Genomic DNA, 13,090 nt, shown 5'->3' with positions numbered 1-13,090 from the left:
GTTGACCTGGAAAGCGAAAAAATCAGAAGCGCCGCGGGTGCGGCATCAGGCAAAGGCCGCGCGGCCGAGCACGCCCAGCGCGCCGGCCGCGCACAGGCCCAGGAGCAAGCGGCGCACCGCGGTGGGAGAAACGCGCCCGCGCAGCCGGTTAGAGAGCACGAAGCCGGCCAGCAGGAACGGGGCAAGCACCAGTGCCAGCATCAGTTGCGGCAAGCCAAAGCGCCCCGCCAGCGCCAGCATGGAGAGCGACAGCACGGCGCCGCCGGACAGGATGGTGCCCATGGTGGCGCGCATCGGCGCGGGCGCCATGTGCTGCATGACCAGCGCGAACGGCGGCGCGCCGGCCGAGGTGATGGTCCCCATGAAGCCGGACAAAGTGCCGGCAACGACCACGTTGCGCGAACTGGGCAGCAGGCGCCAGCCCAGCAGGCTCAACGCCACGGCGGCCAGGATCGACAACGAGAACAGCACCGCCAGCGGTCCCGGCGCCAGCCACGCGATGGTCAGCACCGCGGCGGCCCCGCCGAGGGCGCGGCCGGCCAGCGCAAAGCCGGCGATGTTCCAGACGATGGCCTCGCGCTCGCGCAAGGCGCCCATCAGTGACAGGCAGCAGCCCATCGCCAGCAGCGGCCCGGGCACCAGGTCGGGGAAGAAGATCGCGCCCAGCGGCGCCGACAGCATCGCAAAGCCGATCCCGCCCACCCCCTGCAGGCAGGCGCCCGCCAGGATGAGCGCCCCCATCGACAGGTAGTCCAGGACGGACAGGCCGGCGGGCAGCAGCGAGAGCAACGTGTCGGGCATGGCGGAAGGCAAGGTGGCAAGAAGGCAAGTGGCGGACGGCCGGGGGCGGCTCAGCGGCCGGAAACCCGGGCACGCGGGCACGCGTCCTGCTCATCTTGCGCGCTTGTCCGTCTGAAATCGATATAAAACGGTATACAGTCTACATATCGATGTGAAGCCAGGCAACCGGATTGGGTGTTTCATGCACCATCGGAAGGACTGCGGATCGCTTCAATTCCCAATAAATGTGCGGCCTGGAGCGACTTTGCACCGCACTCGCCTAGGCGTAATTCCCGATGAGAAAACGCTTGGCGGGGGGATGCACTGGAATATAGTATACCGAAACGGATGCGGCGCAGCCGATGCATCCTCCCCACAAAACCCTCCGCCCCCAGGGAGTCTTCATGTCACAACAAGTCGTGATCGGTGCCGCGCACTGGATCTATCTGTCAGGGGTAGCAGTCATCGTGCTGACGATGATCCTGCGCGCCAATGTTGTCGTCCCGTCGATCGTCGGCACCGCCCTGGTCGTCTTTGCGCTCACCGGCAGCCCGGTGTCGGCATTGGGCGGGGTGTTTTCCGCGAGCCTGGTTGCCGCCAAGGAGCTGTTCAATATCTTCCTGGTGATCGCCTTCATGACGGCGCTGCTCAATGCGCTCAAGACACTGCGCTCTGACATCCGCATGGTCGAGCCCTTCCGCGTGGTGATGAAGAACGGGCATTCGGCATTCTTCATCCTGGCGGGCATCACCTACGTCATTTCGCTGTTCTTCTGGCCGACACCGGCCGTGCCGCTGGTCTCGGCCATCCTGCTGCCGGCTGCCATCGCGGCGGGGTTGCCGCCGCTGGCGGGCGCGATGGCGATTGCCATTGCCGGGCAAGGCATGGCGTTGTCGTCGGACTACGTGATCGGCGTGGCGCCGGGCATCAGCGCCAAGGCCGCCGGTGCGGCGGTCAGCGCCGCGGTGGTGGCCGACCGAGCGCTGGCGCTGTCGATCATCACCGGCACCATTGCCCTGTGCCTGGCGTACCTGTCGATGCGCAAGCACATCGTGCCGGCCTGCGGCACCCTGCTCGACCGCTGGCAGGCGCAAGCCGGCGGCACCGCCGAGGCGATCGACGGCGGCATCACCTTCGACAAGGCCGAGATTGCCAAGGGCACCGCCCACGCCGAACCGCTCGCCACCGACAGCAATATCGAGGCAAGCCTGTCGATGGTCGCCAGGCGCCGGGTGAAGTGGTCGAAGTGCTTCGCCATCGTGACCCCCATTGCCTTCCTCGCGGTGGTCGCCGTGATGGTGCTGCCCAAGCTCGGCACCGGCGTGCAGGACCTCAAGGGCGGCGACGCGGCCGCCCTGGTCGGCGGCGTCGCGGCGGTGCTGATGATGCTGGCGACGCTGGCCGCCGAAGGCCCGCGCCGCATGCTCGACGTGTGCCCGGAGCACATCACCGATGGCTTTGTCTTTGCCTTCAAGGCGATGGGCTCGGTATTGCCGATTGCCGGCTTCTTCTTTGTCGGCGCCGGCGAGACCGCCGCGCAGATCCTCGGCCTGCCGCCGGGCAAGGCGCCGAGCCTGCTGTTCGAGCTGATCCAGGCCTACCAGCACATGATCCCGGACAACCACGTGCTGGTCGCCTTTGGCGTGCTGCTGGTCGGCATGATCACCGGCATCGACGGCTCCGGTTTCGCGGGCCTGCCGCTGACCGGCACGCTGGCTGGCGCGCTCGGCCCGGTGGTCGGCTTCGACCCGGCCACGCTGGCGGCCGTGGGCCAGATGGGCGCGGTCTGGACCGGCGGCGGCACGCTGATCGCGTGGTCGTCGCTGATCGCGGTGGCCGGCTTCGCCCGCGTGCCGGTGCTGGAAGCGGTGCGCGCGCTGCTGATCCCGGTACTGATCGGGCTGGCGTGCTCCACCGTGGCGGCAATGGTGTTGTGGTCGTAGCCGTTCGCAAGCACTGCTGCTGCAGCCAGATTTCCCTGACTTTCCCCCAGACCGAACGATGCCCAAAGTCACCTTCCACAAGCACGGCGAGACCTTTGTCGACGAGGTCAAGCCCCAGACCAACCTGGTCGTCCGCGCCGGCATCCGGCAGTTCCCCTACCCCAACCTGCGCTACGAGTGCGGCATGGGCAAATGCTCCAAGTGCGCCTGCCGTGTGCTTGCCGGCGCGGAGCAGCTGCCCCCGCCCAACTGGAAGGAAAAGAAGCAGCTCGGTGAACGGCTGGAGCAGGGATACCGGCTGGCGTGCCAGCTGTGGATCGAGCACGACATCGAACTGGCGCAGGACGATTTGCCGGCTCCCGCCGCGCTCGCCACGGCAACCGCGGGAGCCTGACATGTTCGTGCTGCTCACCAGCCGCCCCGGCCAGTTCCGCACCGAGCCCACCGCCGGCATGACCGCGGTCGAGGCCTACGACTACGTGTTCTACGGCAAACGTACGGCGCGCTTCATCATCGCCGAGCTGGCGGCCGGTACCACCGATACCAAGGTCCGTGTGCAGGAGGAAACCCCGCCCGGCATCGTCAACCTGGTCTCGACCAAGTTCCTCGACAAGTACGCCACGCTGGAAGCCGCCCGCGCCGCGCTGCGCGAGCTGGCCAGCTTCGGCAGCATGGACATCGCCCTCGTGCCCACGCCGGTCGCCGTGGGCGGCCAGTCCTGAAGCCCCACGCCCGCAAACTACGCCCGCACGTCACGCATTCATCGCCATGATCCAGATCACCTTCCTCACCAACCACGGCAAGACGGTCAGCGCGCCGGTCAACAGCAACCTGCTGCGCGTGTCGCTGCGCGAACAGGGCGGCATCCCCTTCAAGTGCGGCGGCGGCCTGTGCGGCACCTGCAAGTGCCGCATCGACAAGGGCCGCGAGCATACCGACGCGGTCAAGCCAAAGGAAAAGAAACTGCTGACGGAAGAAGAACTCGCGGGGGGCTTCCGGCTGGCGTGCCAGACGTTCATCGATGGCGATATCGCGGTGTCGTGGCAACCGCGCGAGGCAGTGCGCGCCTGAACTCAGCGCCGCCGCGCGGCGATCAGGCCCGCCACCTCATCCAGCATCGCCATGTCCACCGGCTGCGACAGGTCCAGCGCCAGCGTATGCCGGTAATACGGGCTGAGGTCCAGCCCGACGCCCAGCCCCAGCACCTCCACGTCACGCAACGCCTCATGCCGCGCCACCACGGCCTTGAGGTGGTTGTCGAGATAGCAGGCGTCGTTGGCCAGCCCGGTGGCGGTATCCATCGGGCTGCCGTCTGACACCACCAGCAGGATGCGCCGCGCCTTGCCGGTGGCGTGCAGCCGCGCGCAGGCCCACTCGACCCCCTCGCCGTCCACGCCTTCGCGGAACAGGTCGGCCTTGAGCAGCGCGGTGATGTCGGTACGGGCGCGGCGCCAGCTGCGGCTGGCGTCCTTGAACACCATGTGACAGGTTTCGTTGAGCCGGCCCGGGTGCGCCGGGCGGCCGCGCGCAAGCCAGTCGGCGCGGGCGCGGCCGCCGTTCCAGGCATTGGTGGTGAAGCCGAGGATTTCGGTGGCCACGCCGGCCTGGTCCAGCGCGCGCGCCACCAGGTCAAGCAGCAGCGTCAGCGGCTCTGCGTAGGCCTTCATCGATCCCGAGCAGTCCACCAGCAAACCCACCACGCAATCGGCATGCGCCTTGTACGCTTCGCGGCGGAACAAGCGCCGTTCGGCGGGCGAGCTGACCAGTTGCGCCAGCCGGCGGCCGTCGATGCGGCCGCTTTCCTCGCCGAAGGACCAGCCATCGATGCGCGGCTGCGCCAGCGCGGCGCGCAGCTTGCGTGCCAGCCGCGCCACGTTGACGCCGGCGCGGGCGATGCGGGCGTCGAGGCGCGTGCGGTATTCATCGAGCAAGGCGCGCCGTACCAGCGTGGCGGCGCGCACCTCGCGGTCGTAGCGCGTGGTGAAGATGCGGTAGCCGCCGGTGGCGTCGGCCAGCACGCGGCTGTGGCCGCTGTCGGCAAGCGCGAAGGCTTCGGCCGGCGTTTCGTCGAAATCGAGCCACAGCGCAAAACCCGCGCGCGCGGCGGAAACGGCTTTGTCGTCATCCTCGCCAGCACGTGGCGCTTCGCTGTGGACCATGTCCGCGACGGCACGTGCCAGCGCCAGCGCATGCACGGCAAACGCGGCCTGGTCGTGGCGATGTGCGCGCAAGCCGGCCAGCGATATGCCCAGCACGGGGACGATGGCGGCGCGCGTGGTCTCGATCAAATCTTCGGTGTCTTCGAGCACCGGCTCGCCGCTCAGGCGCGACCACGCCACCTGCGCCACGGTGTAGAGCAGGATGCCGAGATGGCCCTCGGTCAGGCCCGAGCGATGGAACGCGCGCGACCACGCCATGAAGCGGTGCCGCAGGTTGGCAGCCACGCCGGCCATGCCGCGTGGCAGGTGGGTTTCGCAGCGCAGTTGTTCGAGCAGTTCGAAAACCAGGCGCTCGACCGGATCGGTGGGACAGAGACTGCGGTGCAGCACGGCGTCGGAATGCACCTGCCGCAGCGCGGCGCCGTCTGCGGCGCCGCGCAGGCAGGCCGCCGTGTCGGTATCCGGATCGGTATCCGTATCGATATCCGGATCGATACGGAGATGCGGCGCATGCTGCGGCACGGGCCGCATCGCGCGCCATAGCTGGCCGTCGCGGAAATGCAGCGCCGCGTCGCCGGTCAGCGCGCGCACGGTGGCGCCGGAGAGTTCGTCCTGCCGCTGGCGCCGGCGCAGCTGCTGCGCTGCCGACGCCGCGGTCATCGCGCGGACTCCGACGCGGCTGCAACCGCGGCGGTGTCGCCGGGCAGTTGTCCGAAGCAACGCTGGTAATACTCCGCCACCACCGGCCGCTCGGCCTCGTCGCACTTGTTCAGGAAGGTCAGCCGGAACGCCAGGCCCGGATCGCGGAAGATCTGGCAGTTCTCGGCCCAGCTGATCACGGTGCGCGGCGACATCAGCGCCGACAGGTCGCCTGCCGCAAACCCGCGCCGCGTCAGTCCCGCCATGGCCACCATTGCGTCGACCAGCGCGCGGCCGGCTTCGTGGTCCAGCTCGGGCACGCGCGCGAGCACGATGCCCGCCTCTTCCTCGTGCGGCAGGTAGTCCAGCGTGGCGACCACGTTCCAGCGGTCGATCTGCGCGTGGTTGAGCAACTGGGTGCCGTGATAGAGCCCGTTGACGTTGCCGAGCCCCACGGTATTGGACGTGGCAAACAACCGGAACGACGGATGCGGCCGGATCACCCGGTTCTGGTCGAGCAGCGTGAACTTGCCGTCGCGTTCCAGGATGCGCTGGATCACGAACATCACGTCGGGCCGGCCCGCGTCGTATTCATCGAAGATCAGCGCCACCGGCCGCTGCAGCGCCCACGGCACGATGCCTTCCTGGAACTCGGTCACCTGGCGCCCGTCGCGCACGACGATGGCGTCCTTGCCGACCAGGTCGAGCCGGCTGATATGTCCATCGAGGTTGACGCGCACGCACGGCCAGTTGAGGCGCGCCGCCACCTGCTCGATATGGGTCGACTTGCCGCTGCCATGCAGCCCCTGCACCATCACGCGCCGGTCACGCATGAAGCCGGACAGGATCGCCAGCGTCACCTCCGGCTGGAAGCGGTAGGCCGGGTCGATCTCCGGTACGTGGTCGTCGCGCTCGCTGAAGGCCGGCACCATCAGGCCGGAATCGATGCCGAACACCTCGCGGACCGGAATCATCCGGTCCGGCTTGCCATACTGCTCTTGCGTCACCTCATGCTCCTCGTTGGTCGCCATGCCTGCTTTCACCCCGGCACCGCGACCAGCGGAGCAAACCGCGTGACGCCGTGCGCGCTATTCGTCCTCTTCGGCGCTTTCCGCACCTTCCGCGCCGCCTTGCCAGCTGCTGGCGCTTTCGGCCTCGATCGCCGCCAGCGCGCTGGCCGCGCGCTGCAGCGCGGGCAGCAACTGCACCACCTTGTCGCGCGCCACGCGCATGACCGGGGCCTGCAGCGCCAGCCCCAGGTTGGACTTGCCGCCGTCCACGGCCGGCACCAGCACGCCGATGCAGACCAGCCCGGGCAGGAATTCCTCGTCGTCCAGTGCGTAACCGTCGCGCTTCACGCGCTCCAGTTCCGCTTCCAGCTGCGCGTGGTCCGTCAGCGTGTTCTGCGTGTACCGCTCCAGCTCCGCATGCGCCAGCAGCCGCTGCCGCTGCGCCGGCGCCAGCTGCGCCAGGAACAGCTTGCCGGTGGCCGAGCAGTGCGCCGGCACGCGCGAGCCCGGATGCAGGTAGAAGCGCAGCGGCGCCGCGGTTTCCACGCGGTCCAGGTACAGCACCTCGCCGCCCGAGAACGCGGTCAGGTTGCAGCTCTCGCCCACCTCTTCCACCAGCCGCCGCAGCACCATATGGCGCGCGCCGTGCGAGGTGCTGTTGAGCAACAGGTTCTCCGCCAGCCGGCGCAGCCGCAGGCCGGTGCCGTATTGCCGCCCGTCGCCGTTGCGCTGGATCAGCCCCGCCGCCTCGAGCTGCTGCAGCATGCGGTGCAGCGTTGGCTTGGGCAGGCCGGTTTCTTCCACCAGCGCCTGCAGGTTGAAGGACTGGTCCTTCTCCGCGATGACTTCGAGCAGGCCGAACAAACGCAGTGCCGGCGTGTCTCCGTCGGGCTTGGCGTCACTTTTGGCGAGGCGCATATCGTTCATGCCTGGCTCCATCATAGGTAAGTTTCATTTTCAGAGTCAAATCATATCAATTATCGAAACTTCTGGTTGACCTTCCGCCGGGGAGGGCCTACATTCCGGTGAAACAATAATTTTTCGGAACATCTGGTTCCGGATTTTTAAGCAGACACCGGAGACTAGTCGACATGGACGGATAAGCATCCCGCACCCGGGATTGCAAACACTGAACCGACCACGGCCGCGGCTGGCGTTTCCCGCGCCGCCACCTATACAGAAGAGAAGCCGTGGCGCCTGCCAAAAACGCTGGTCTGGCTGCAAGTAGTACCGGCAGCACGCGCAGCACAGGAGACACACCATGATCCAACAACCCGAGTCCGGCAACGGACTATCCCACGGCCTCAAGCAACGCCACATGACCATGATCGCCCTTGGCGGCGTGATCGGCGCTGGCCTGTTCGTCGGCAGCGGCGTCGTCATCAAGTCGGCCGGCCCCGGCGCGGTCCTTTCCTTCCTGATCACCGGCCTGCTGGTCGTGCTGGTCATGCGCATGCTGGGCGAGATGGCGTGCGCGCTGCCCGGCACCGGCGGCTTCTACGAGTATGCCCGCGAAGCCTGGCGCGATCGCCCCGCGGTGGGCAACCTCGCCGGCTTCCTGACCGGCTGGATGTACTGGTATTTCTGGGTCATCGTGGTGGCGCTCGAAGCCGTCGCCGGCGCCGACCTGGTGCGCTACTGGCTGCCCGACGTACCCAACTGGATCATCAGCCTGGTGCTGCTGGTGATGCTGACGCTGACGAACCTGGTGTCGGTCAAGTCGTTCGGCGAGTTCGAGTTCTGGTTCGCCTCGATCAAGGTCGCGGCGATCATCGTGTTCCTGTTCGTCGCCGGCGTGTACGTGCTGGGCCTCGCTCCCGGCGCACAGGGCATGCAAGTGGCGAACCTGACCGTCAACGGCGGCTTCCTGCCGAACGGGATCGTGCCGGTGCTGACCGGCGCGGTCGCGGCCACCGGGTTCTACTTCGGCGCCGAGATCGTCACCATCGCCGCCGCCGAGACCGCCGAGCCGCAGAAGGCAGTGGCCAAGGCCACCAGCTCGGTGATCACCCGCGTGCTGGTGTTCTATGTCGGCTCGATCCTGCTGGTGGTATGCCTGGTGCCGTGGAACTCCAACAGCATCTCCACGCCGTACGTCAGCGCGCTGAACGTGATGGGCGTTCCCGCCGCCGCGCAGATCATGAACGCGATCGTGCTGACCGCGGTGCTGTCGGCGCTCAACTCCGGCCTGTACGCTTCGTCGCGCATGCTGTTCGCGCTGACCCGCCGCGGCGACGCGCCGCAGTCGCTGGCCCGCGTCAGCCGCAACGGCGTGCCGGTCCGCGCCATCCTGGTGGCCACGCTGTTCGGCTACGGCGCGGTGGTCATGTCCTATGTCTCGCCCGATACGGTGTTCGCCTTCCTGGTCAACTCGTACGGCACCGTCGCCATCTTCGTCTACATCCTGATCGCGATCTCGCAGCTGCGCCTGCGCTCGCGGCTGGAACGCGAAGCGCCGGGCCTGCTGCGCGTGCGCATGTGGTGCTTCCCGTATCTCACCTATGTCGCGATCCTGGGCATGCTGGGCATCGTGATCGCCATGGCCTTTATCCCCGACCAGCGCACACCGCTTGCGCTGGGGGTGGTCAGCCTGCTGATCCTGCTGATTGCCTACGGCGCGCGGCAACTGTTTCGCCGTGGCGCGGAGCCGGTAGTACCGCTGGCAGAGATGCCAGGGCCAGACCTCCACAAGTATTGATGTGCCACGCGGCGCGCCAGTGCAGTAAGCTGGCGCGCTGTGTCGTTTAGCCGCCGCAACATGAGCCTCAAGTCCCCCGCCACCATGTGGTTCCAGCTGTTCCAGCAGCACGCCCTGTCCGGCCTGAGCCTGCAGGGCAAGATCCGCCAGATGCTGGTGTCCGCGATCCTTGACCAGCAACTGCCGCAGGGCGAACCGCTGCCAAGCAGCCGCGAGTTGTCCGCGCAGCTGCGCGTGGCGCGCAACACCGTGGTGCTGGCGTACCAGCAACTGGTCGATGAAGGCTACCTGGTGGCACGCGAGCGCAGCGGCTATTTCGTCAACCCCGAGATCCTGGGCACGCGCGTCAGCGGCGTGGCGTCGCTGCGCGGCGAGCCCGTGCCCGCGCGCGGCGGCGAGCCCGACTGGGAACGGCGCTTCGTGTTCCGCCCCACGCAGCAGCGCAATATCGTCAAGCGCGCCAACTGGCGCGACTACCAATATCCCTTTATCTACGGCCAGTACGACCCCACGCTGTTCCCCACCGCCGACTGGCGCGAATGCTGCCTGAAGGCGCTGAGCGTGCTCGACATCCACGACTGGGCCCAGGACATGATCCTGCGCGACGACGAGTCCCTGGTGCAGCAGATCCGCACCCGCGTGCTGCCGCGCCGCGGCGTCTGGGCCGGCGCCGACGAGATCGTGGTCACCGTGGGCGCGCAGCAGGCGCTGTACCTGCTGGCCGACCTGCTGGTCAGCCCCGATACGCCGGTCGGCATCGAAGACCCCGGCTATCCGGATGCGCGCAATATCTTCGGCTCGCATACGTCGCACCTGGTGCCGCTGCCGGTCGATGGCGACGGCCTGGTGCTGTCCGACGCGCAGCGCGCATGCGACTACGTCTACGTCACGCCCAGCCACCAGTGCCCCACCACGGTCACCATGCCGCTGGCACGCCGGCAGGCCCTGCTGCGCCAGGCCGAGGAAGCTGACTTCGTGCTGATCGAGGACGACTACGAAAGCGAGAGCCGCTTCGAAGGCGATCCCACGCCCACGCTCAAGAGCCTGGACCGCAGCAACCGCGTGATCTACGTCGGCAGCCTGTCCAAGAGCCTGGCGCCAGGGCTGCGCATCGGCTATATCGTCGGGCCGGCGCCACTGATTGCCGAGCTGCGCGCGGCGCGGCGGCTGATGCTGCGCCACCCGTCGGCGTATATCCAGCGCGCGTTCTCGCTGTTCCTGTCATTGGGCCACTATGACGCGCACCTGCGGCGCCTGTCGGCCGCGCACCGCGAGCGCGCCGAGGCAGTGCTGGCCGCAATGGCCACCCATATGCCCGACTTCCGCCCGGTGCCGATCGCCGGCGGCGCTTCATGCTGGATCGAAGGGCCGTCCTGGCTCGACGCCAACGCGCTGACGCGGCTGGCCGAGCTGCAGGGCGTGCTGATCGAGCCCGGCAGCGTCTTCTTCATGGCCGAGCCGGCGCCGCGCAACGTGTTCCGGCTGGGCTATTCGTCGATCTCGCTGGACCGCATCGAGCCCGGCATCCGCGTGCTGGCGGCCGTCGCGCGTGAACTGCAGGCCACCGCCGGCGCGCCAGGCGCGGCTGCAGCGGACGCCGCCGTCACTTCCCGCACCCGCCCCGCGGCCTGAACGGGCCCGCGACCGGCTGGCCCCGTGCTGGCCCCATGCTGGCCCAAACGATTGTCCCGAACTGGCGCTACATCGCCGCGCCCGCCTTCCCTATCCTCGAGTCATGGCCGGTACCGCAGCGCGTTGCGCGGGCCGGTGGACAACACTCAGGAGACCAAGCCATGTCCGATCGCAACACCGCCGCCGGTATCGAACTGCTGCAAGCCTTCAACGACGCCTGGAACCGCCACGACCTCGAAGCCCTGATGGGCTTCATGGCCGATGACTGCGCCTTCCACGGCGTTGCCGGCAGCGAACTGCTCGGCCGCAGCTTCATCGGCCGCGACGCCGTGCGCGAAGGCTTCCAGCTCGCGTGGCAGACCTTCCCCGACGCGCAATGGGTCGATGGCGAGCATTTCGTCGTGGGCGACCGCGGCGTCAGCGAATCCACCTTCCGCGGCACCCGCGCCGACGGCGCCCGCATCGAGGCGCGCATGGTCGACGTCTTCACCTTCCGCGACGGCAAGATCGCGGTGAAGAATGCCTACCGCAAGGACCGCCCGCCCGTGGTGGCGCCCGCGGTGGCGCCCGTAGTGGCAGCGCAAGCCTGAACGCAGGAGACGCGCCATGGAAGCCGTAGTCCCCCGCAGTGCCCTGGGCGGCGAACACACGACCGCGCCGTCGCGTCCGTACGACCCCGCCTACGACCCGCTGCATACCCCCACCCCCGGCCAGGGCCGCGAGTACGCCCCCACCTACTGGATCGGCACCGCCGGCACGCCGCCCGCCGACGACGGCCCGATCACGCATGACATCGATGTCGACGTGGCCATCATCGGCTCGGGCTTTACCGGCCTGACCTGCGCGATCTTCCTGGCGGAGCAGTACGGCATCAAGGCCACCGTGCTCGAAGCCAACCGCGTCAGCTGGGGCTGCAGCACGCGCAACGGCGGCCAGGCGCAATGCGCGTCGGGGCGGCTCAAGCGCTCGCAGTGGATCCAGCGCTACGGGCTGGATACCGCGCTGCGCCTGCATGAAGAAGTCTGCGACGGCATGGAAACCTTCAAGGGGCTGATCAAGAACATCGACTGCGACCCGCAGCCGGGCGGCCACCTGTATATCGCGCACCGCGACAAGGTGATGCCCACGCTGGAGAAGGAAGCGAAGGTCCTGCGCGAAGTCTTCAACTACGACGCGCGCATCCTCGATGCCGCCACCGTGCGGCGCGAATACGTCGACGACAAGGAAGCCGCCGGGGCGATGCACGAGCCCGAAGGCATCGGCATCCACGCCGGCAAGCTGGCCTTCGGCTACCTGCGCCGCGCGCGCGAGCTGGGCGCCAGGGTGCATCCGTCCAGCCCCGTAACGGGCTGGGAAACGCGCAACGGCGTCCATTACCTGCGCACCCCCGGCGGCATCGTGCGCGCCCGCGCCGTGGGCGTGGCCACCGGCGGCTACACTTCGCAATCGCTGCACCGCGATCTCAAGAACCGGTTGTTCCCGATCCTGTCGAACTCGATCGTCACGCGCCCGCTCACCGCCGATGAACTGGCGGCGTGCAACTTCCGCACCACGCAGGTCATCACCGACACGCGCATCCTGCGCCACTACTACCGGCTGATGCCCGACGGCCGCCTGCAGATCGGCAGCCGCAGCGCCATCACCGGCAACGACGCGCCGCAGGACCAGTACAAGCAGAAGCTCATCGCCGACATGTACCGCAAGTTCCCGGCGCTGCGCGGCATCCAGATCGACTATTCATGGTGGGGCTGGGTCGACGTCAGCCACGACATGATGCCGCGCATCACGCAGCCGGACCCGTCGCAATCGATCTACTACGCGCTGGGCTACGGCGGCAACGGCGTGATGTACTCCGCGCAGGCGGGCAAGCGGCTGGCGGCCCTGATCGCCGGCAAGGAATCGTCGCTGCCGCAGCTGCCGATCTTCCGCTCGCCGCTGCCGTTCCCGAATGTGCGCGAGATGGTGGAGGCGCAGATGTTCGCGCCGTTCCGCCGGATGGGGCAGCGGGTGCTGTATCACTGGTATCACTGGAAGGATGATGTGTTTTGAGGGTGCGGCCGCCTTTCTCCCCTCTCCCGCTTTCGTCGCTTGCGGGAGAGGGGCGCAAACCGACCGCCAGCCCTACGGCTTGTCGGACCACCACCGACACCCAAACCGGATTCCACCGTCTCCACGGCATCCGAAGCGCCGCAGTATGATGCCCAAGTCTCCCGCCCCGGGAGCATCGCG

12 protein-coding genes are annotated in these 13,090 nt (G+C 68.1%); 8 read left to right on the top strand and 4 right to left on the bottom strand.

What is annotated here, in order from left to right; all coding sequences use genetic code 11:
* Positions 1 to 45: 45 nt before the first annotated feature.
* Entirely contained in the window at positions 46 to 801 is a 756-nt protein-coding gene (locus tag LPA45_RS29430) for a sulfite exporter TauE/SafE family protein (RefSeq protein WP_376790664.1), read from the bottom strand.
* Between the two features lie 383 nt (positions 802 to 1,184).
* Here LPA45_RS29430 and LPA45_RS29425 point away from each other — a divergent pair, with 383 nt between their 5' ends.
* From LPA45_RS29425 to LPA45_RS29410, 4 genes are read left to right on the top strand one after another with little or no spacing between them, the layout of a single operon-like run.
* Entirely contained in the window at positions 1,185 to 2,723 is a 1,539-nt protein-coding gene (locus tag LPA45_RS29425; protein WP_317923066.1) for a hypothetical protein, read from the top strand.
* Between the two features lie 58 nt (positions 2,724 to 2,781).
* Entirely contained in the window at positions 2,782 to 3,117 is a 336-nt protein-coding gene (locus LPA45_RS29420) for a 2Fe-2S iron-sulfur cluster-binding protein (protein ID WP_317923065.1), read from the top strand.
* A gap of 1 nt (position 3,118) precedes the next feature.
* Positions 3,119 to 3,445 (top strand): ferredoxin, encoded by a 327-nt coding sequence (locus LPA45_RS29415; protein WP_116319567.1) that lies wholly within the window; start codon positions 3,119 to 3,121, stop codon positions 3,443 to 3,445.
* A 46-nt stretch (positions 3,446 to 3,491) separates the two neighbouring features.
* Positions 3,492 to 3,794 (top strand): 2Fe-2S iron-sulfur cluster-binding protein, encoded by a 303-nt coding sequence (locus LPA45_RS29410; protein ID WP_317923064.1) that lies wholly within the window; start codon positions 3,492 to 3,494, stop codon positions 3,792 to 3,794.
* 2 nt (positions 3,795 to 3,796) lie between these two features.
* Here LPA45_RS29410 and LPA45_RS29405 read toward each other — a convergent pair whose 3' ends face one another.
* The 3 genes from LPA45_RS29405 to LPA45_RS29395 are packed head-to-tail and all read right to left on the bottom strand — an operon-like array spanning position 3,797 to position 7,458.
* Complete coding sequence (locus LPA45_RS29405) at positions 3,797 to 5,542, bottom strand: cobalt chelatase (protein ID WP_317923063.1); 1,746 nt, start codon at positions 5,540 to 5,542, stop codon at positions 3,797 to 3,799.
* The gene (locus LPA45_RS29400) at positions 5,539 to 6,552 is read right to left on the bottom strand and encodes an AAA family ATPase (protein WP_116319564.1); all 1,014 of its coding nucleotides are present in this window, start codon (positions 6,550 to 6,552) and stop codon (positions 5,539 to 5,541) included. The genes LPA45_RS29405 and LPA45_RS29400 overlap by 4 nt, the downstream gene beginning before the upstream one ends.
* A 57-nt stretch (positions 6,553 to 6,609) precedes the next feature.
* The gene (locus tag LPA45_RS29395) at positions 6,610 to 7,458 is read right to left on the bottom strand and encodes an IclR family transcriptional regulator (RefSeq protein ID WP_317923062.1); all 849 of its coding nucleotides are present in this window, start codon (positions 7,456 to 7,458) and stop codon (positions 6,610 to 6,612) included.
* A 334-nt stretch (positions 7,459 to 7,792) separates the two neighbouring features.
* Here LPA45_RS29395 and LPA45_RS29390 point away from each other — a divergent pair, with 334 nt between their 5' ends.
* From LPA45_RS29390 to LPA45_RS29375, 4 genes are all read left to right on the top strand, one after another.
* Complete coding sequence (locus LPA45_RS29390) at positions 7,793 to 9,229, top strand: amino acid permease (protein ID WP_116319563.1); 1,437 nt, start codon at positions 7,793 to 7,795, stop codon at positions 9,227 to 9,229.
* Positions 9,230 to 9,289: 60 nt separating this feature from the next.
* Positions 9,290 to 10,861, top strand: coding sequence for a PLP-dependent aminotransferase family protein (locus LPA45_RS29385; RefSeq protein ID WP_116319562.1), 1,572 nt, complete (start codon positions 9,290 to 9,292; stop codon positions 10,859 to 10,861).
* A gap of 161 nt (positions 10,862 to 11,022) precedes the next feature.
* Positions 11,023 to 11,451, top strand: coding sequence for a nuclear transport factor 2 family protein (locus LPA45_RS29380; RefSeq protein WP_317923061.1), 429 nt, complete (start codon positions 11,023 to 11,025; stop codon positions 11,449 to 11,451).
* A 16-nt stretch (positions 11,452 to 11,467) separates the two neighbouring features.
* Positions 11,468 to 12,910 (top strand): FAD-binding oxidoreductase, encoded by a 1,443-nt coding sequence (locus LPA45_RS29375; RefSeq protein ID WP_317923060.1) that lies wholly within the window; start codon positions 11,468 to 11,470, stop codon positions 12,908 to 12,910.
* Positions 12,911 to 13,090 lie beyond the last annotated feature (180 nt).

This window comes from Cupriavidus sp. Agwp_2, from assembly GCF_040784895.1.
Lineage (GTDB): Bacteria > Pseudomonadota > Gammaproteobacteria > Burkholderiales > Burkholderiaceae > Cupriavidus.
The sequence above is the reverse complement of the archived record's forward strand: the minus strand, read 5'-3'. Positions and strand labels throughout refer to the sequence as shown.